This is a genomic window from Wolbachia pipientis (assembly GCF_023661085.1).
Classification (GTDB): domain Bacteria; phylum Pseudomonadota; class Alphaproteobacteria; order Rickettsiales; family Anaplasmataceae; genus Wolbachia.
This window is the reverse complement of the sequence record NZ_JAHDJT010000114.1, coordinates 1-4,281: the sequence shown is the minus strand read 5'-3', so window position 1 is coordinate 4,281 and position 4,281 is coordinate 1. Positions and strand designations below refer to the sequence as shown.

Here is a 4,281-nt window from a genome sequence, read left to right as displayed (position 1 = left end):
ACAGGCTAAGATTATTTCTATATCTTTTTTTAGCCCACAATAATGTACTTGCTGTCATACCTGTCTTCGAGATTGGGTAGGAACAGCGAGGACTATTGCTGAGGCATGAACTGCTTCCTCAATAGCTAATTTTATTGGCACGCTATCAGGGATTCTACAACCAAATAATTTGTCACTTTCTCTTGTTCTATTGATTGATTCGAAAGTAGTTTTATTGCGGGTCCACAAAATCACATCTTGTTTATCACTCAGTGAAATTGCAATTGCTGTACCCCATGCACCAGCACCTAAAATTGATATAGTCACACAATGCCTCTGAAAAGTATTACTTATACTTTAGAATGGTAGGATAAGTAAATTAAAAATATAACACAGATATATAAAACAGTTAAATATTTATTAACCTAAGTATTCTTTTAATAATAATAGTTTTAACTCAATATTTACTAAAAATAATGTTATTCTTATGATATATAGTATATCTATTATGTTTTAGATCTATTTATATAGTTTTGGAATGGTATATCTATTACTAGTAGTTTTGACCATTTGTTAATAAAAGTTTGATTTGTTACTTTCCTTAGTTATATATATTACTAAAATTATAAATTACTTACGGGGTGTAAAATATGCGTATATTACTAATTGAAGATGATCAAGTAAGTGCAAAGACTGTAGTTAACGCTTTAACTTCTGATGGGCACTTTTGTGATGTTGTGACTTCTGCGCAAGACTACAACAATAATATGGTTTCTTCAAATGGAGATCACTATGACCTAGTTATTCTAGATATACACTTGCCCGGTGATATTGATGGATATGATATATTGTTAAGACTAAGAAGTGCAAAAATTAAAGTTCCTGTCCTGATACTTTCGTGTATATCAGCCGTTAATCAGAAAGCTAAAGGACTTGGATACGGTGCTGATGATTACTTAACTAAACCATTCCATAAAAGTGAGCTACTTGCTCGAATAAAGGCAATAGTACGTCGTACTAAAGGCCATCCCGAATCAGTTATAAAAATTGGTAACATAAATATCAATTTTGATCATAGGATTGTTGAGGTAAAAGGTAAAACGGTTCATCTGACTAATAAAGAATATTCTATGATAGAGTTACTAGCATTACGTAAAGGAACAGTGCTAACAAAGGAAATGTTTTTAAATCATCTCTACAATGGCTTAGATGAACCTTCAGATAACAAAATAGTTGATGTCTTTATGTGCAAGTTGCGTAAGAAACTTGAAAGTGCAAACGATGGAAAAAGCCATATAGAAACCGTTTGGGGCAGAGGGTATGTCCTGAAAGAGTATGTTGATGAAGAGGAATATTCTAATGCCAATTTAGGTGAGAATAGTGGTGGCTATCAAGCAGAACAAGTAAAAGACAATGCATAAGGTGCTTATACATTTGAATACGGCATAATTGATATTTATGTGAGTGTCTAGGTGAAATATAAGCCGGGTTCTGTTTACGTAGCTATTTATCTGGAGTAAATGTTACTATTTACTGCTTGCGATTTACCCGAGTAGATATGAGGAAAAACATAAGGCCTACTCTTATTTAATCTTGCTCCTAGTGTTGGTTACTCGACTACCAATGTTGCCATTGTTATGGTGTGCTCTTACCACACCTTTTCACCCTTACCTAAAATACTTTAGGCGGTAATTTTCTGTAGCCCTATAACTGGAGTTACCCCCGGCGGGCGTTACCCGTCACTATTTTCCCTTGGAGCCCGGACTTTCCTCTGCTGTGCTTACCACACAACAGCAGCTACTTATTTCACCTAGGACTATACTTTAACATGAAAATCATAAAAGTAAAATAATTTCCCTGCTAATCAATGGTCCGCATATCAAACATCAGGCAAAACAGCTAGAGGTAATGTCCTAGCATATCATTGCTGTTCAAAGATGATCTTCTAGATCCTGAATTTATACTACCTTCTGGTGATGGACTGCTAGATCTGCTACCACTTTCCACTGATACGCTGCCTAACACTATTTCAGGACTGCTTGTTCTGCTGTTACTGATAAAAAGTTCTCCACTACTGCTATTCGAGTTTGACTCTAAATCAGATAGCTCTAACACAGGAGCAGCATTATAGCAACGATGTTTCTGAACGTATTTATATACTATGAATCCTATAATTCCAATAACGATGCCCATTGCTCCAAGTACAGATCCTGCCATTATTCCTGCCTCAGGACCCGTTATAGCATGTTGAACTGGATGCGGAGAAGAAGCTTGTTGAGGAGGCAAAGTTGCGATAGATGCAGAAGTTGTCAACTCTCTTGTTCTGGTGCTTGGTATAGTAAATACTGTGTATGTAGTTTCCTCTGAGTTTATAATTGGCTCATGAGTTGGCGTTGTGACTCGTTTAATTGTTGTTGCTTGTGAAGTGACAGGCGTTGTCGGCTTCGCTGTTGCAGAAGATTTTGCAGTACTTATTTCATCAGTGTCCGTAATAACTGTGGTAGCTTTTGAAGTAACGGTTGTTTCAGATGTTGTTGGTTTCACAGTTGTAGACACTTTACTTGTTTGAGTTGTTAACTCCGCTGTTGAAGGATGAGTAGTCTCCACAGCATCAGTTTCTGTTGTATAAGTAATTGCAGTGGTTGACGTTTTCGTAGAAATCTCAACCTTCTTTGTGGTAGTTGTGGGAGCTACGGTACTACTAGAAATAATACTAGGCGTCAATCGACCGTTAATGATATTAACAAAATCGTTGAGAGCTTTAATACTATTTGCTGGTATCGTTGTTACCTTGGAAGGTTTTTCGAACCTTCTATGATTGAAAATTATGATATTTTCTCCGCTTGTTGCAGTTACAATAAAGCAACCTTGACCACCGTCTTTAACATACAATTGATCTATAGGATCTTTAAATTCGTGAACAATAAAGTCCGATTTTGATCCATTCTTAGCAAGACTTGCTAAATGCAATTCTTGCATATTAGAAGACTGGCCTTTCGCAAGAAAAGCAACTAGATCATTTCCCTTTGTTTGCTTTACATGCTGTAAAAAGCTTATTTCATATTTACTGGAAAGAGATAATGCCTTATTACCTACTTGGCACTCTTTTTTACTAAGCAGACATTCGTTAGCTCCCTTTCTGTCTTTCAAATTCTGGACTACTTTGGCTACATCAAATTTAAAAATTTGTGTTTTTTTCACCTGATTTTCCTTGATAATCCTTTTACTCATTTGCACGTAAAGCATCGTGTTTTCATTTAATGCCAATTGTCCTGGGTTATTAAATTTGAATAATTTTCTTTCTATGACGCCTTTTTTTCCAGGTAGTGCTCTAAATGTTCCGCTTTCGTTTGGCTTCAGATACCAAGAAACTAGGGTTTGATCCTTTAAATTATGGGCGATTACAATAACATTACCATTATCAACCTTTGCTGCTTTTGGTTGAAAGTAACTATTACCTATGTTTGCAGAATTGCCATTGTCAGCATTTTTTTGCAATTTTGTTTTACCTGAATGCTCAACTGCAGGAGCATTAGTTGAATGCTTGATTTTGTAAGTGCTGAATGTTAGGCCTTTAATATGTTTTTTTCCTTCTTTGTTAGTCCCTTCTTCAGAAGAGATTATTCCAACTTTATCTATTTCAGCTGAATTTTCTATCAGTGCGAGGGATAATTGGCCCTTGAATTCATTTGCTACGTTAACATCTATATCGTACTCGTATGTTTTTGATTGATATAATGGACTAATGAGTAATTTTACTTTACTGGTTCCATTACCGTTATCTTGATGGCTGAGTCCATAAGCAACACCATTTCTCTCAATGAATGCTATGTTTGCTGGGTCGAAACCTGTCGCTTCTTTAATTTTTAGCGTATTTGAGCTAACTTCGAGCAATTTATTTAATACAAACACAATCTTATTTAAAATTTTAATAAAAAGTTATTATAGCTATTTTAACATGCTAATGTCAACAAAAATATTAATAAGTTAATCTTCTTTTTATATTCTGAGGTAATACATCAATAAAACCGAAACTGTCTAAAACTCCTGTAAGCGGTTATATGGCTTGAGCTAGCTACATTTCTTGACGGAAATTATTTATTATGCTATAATGAGCCTTCTTAGCAGCATTAAAGAATTCTTTGGTCCTAGTAAACCAAACTACGAGCCTAGAGACAAACTTGAAATTGAGGTGGGTGGAATCCTTCCTGATAAGCATGTTTATAGTGTCGAAGGAAGCAATTTGACAGTGGAGGTATTTCACAAGAATCTTAGCAATGAGAGATTAAAAAATATCGAAGA

General features: G+C 35.2%; 3 protein-coding genes, 1 other RNA gene and 1 pseudogene. 2 read left to right on the top strand and 3 right to left on the bottom strand.

Annotated features, from left to right (window positions below):
* Nucleotides 1-57: 57 nt before the first annotated feature.
* Nucleotides 58-306: pseudogene (locus DM84_RS05125) on the bottom strand (2-dehydropantoate 2-reductase N-terminal domain-containing protein); the annotation flags it as partial.
* A 323-nt stretch (nt 307-629) separates the two neighbouring features.
* On the opposite strand from DM84_RS05125, the gene DM84_RS05120 reads away from it, so the two are divergent.
* Nucleotides 630-1,400 (top strand): response regulator transcription factor, encoded by a 771-nt coding sequence (locus DM84_RS05120; RefSeq protein WP_250778850.1) that lies wholly within the window; start codon nt 630-632, stop codon nt 1,398-1,400.
* A gap of 43 nt (nt 1,401-1,443) precedes the next feature.
* On the opposite strand, the gene rnpB is transcribed toward DM84_RS05120, so the two are convergent.
* Nucleotides 1,444-1,793: RNase P RNA component class A (rnpB, locus tag DM84_RS05115), an RNA gene on the bottom strand.
* An 85-nt stretch (nt 1,794-1,878) separates the two neighbouring features.
* Complete coding sequence (locus DM84_RS05110; RefSeq protein WP_250778848.1) at nt 1,879-3,891, bottom strand: hypothetical protein; 2,013 nt, start codon at nt 3,889-3,891, stop codon at nt 1,879-1,881.
* A gap of 199 nt (nt 3,892-4,090) precedes the next feature.
* On the opposite strand from DM84_RS05110, the gene DM84_RS05105 reads away from it, so the two are divergent.
* Nucleotides 4,091-4,281, top strand: a 191-nt coding sequence (locus DM84_RS05105; RefSeq protein WP_250778846.1) for a hypothetical protein, incomplete at its 3' end; no start/stop codon positions are given.